Source organism: Paenibacillus xylanivorans (assembly GCF_001280595.1).
GTDB lineage: Bacteria > Bacillota > Bacilli > Paenibacillales > Paenibacillaceae > Paenibacillus > Paenibacillus xylanivorans.
Map to the genome: position 1 here is coordinate 1 of NZ_LITU01000025.1, position 502 is coordinate 502.

The 502-nt window shown below is 46.2% G+C and carries 1 protein-coding gene; it reads left to right on the forward strand.

Translation table 11 applies throughout. The features are described 5' to 3' along the window. A partial coding sequence (locus AMS66_RS32635; protein ID WP_160319655.1) for a hypothetical protein occupies window positions 1-502 on the forward strand: 502 nt, incomplete at both ends.

A 502-nucleotide genomic window follows, 5' to 3' on the forward strand; every position in this document is an offset into this window, starting at 1 on the left:
CGCTTGGAAGCAGGAACGGCGAAAATATCGTTCTATAAGCTGGATTGGGCGGATAAGGCTGATAGCAATGTGAAAATCGAAATCGTTCATAATGGAACGACGGATGTAGTCTTTATGGATCTGAGACCCTCATTTGGCGATCCTGCGGGTTGGGTTGATTTGGGAGAGTACTATTTTTCCGGAGTTGGTGAAGAATTCGTTAAATTGACCCGGTCTACCAGCACCACGAACACGATCCTTACGCGCGCTGATGCGGTCAAGTTTGAAGGGAATATTCAACAGAAAGAGCCACATAAGACGATTATCATTGATGATGGGAGCCTCACGATTGATAATGTCGTCACTGTTGATTCAGGCAATGCCAATAACGGATTCTCGGCTCCTTATTGGACCACAAGTTCGGGAGTGAAGGGATATAATAATTCCAGTTCCAAATATACGGACGCCGTAGGTAGAAGCATCACATGGAATCCGCGCTTGGAAGCAGGGAAGGCGAGAATAT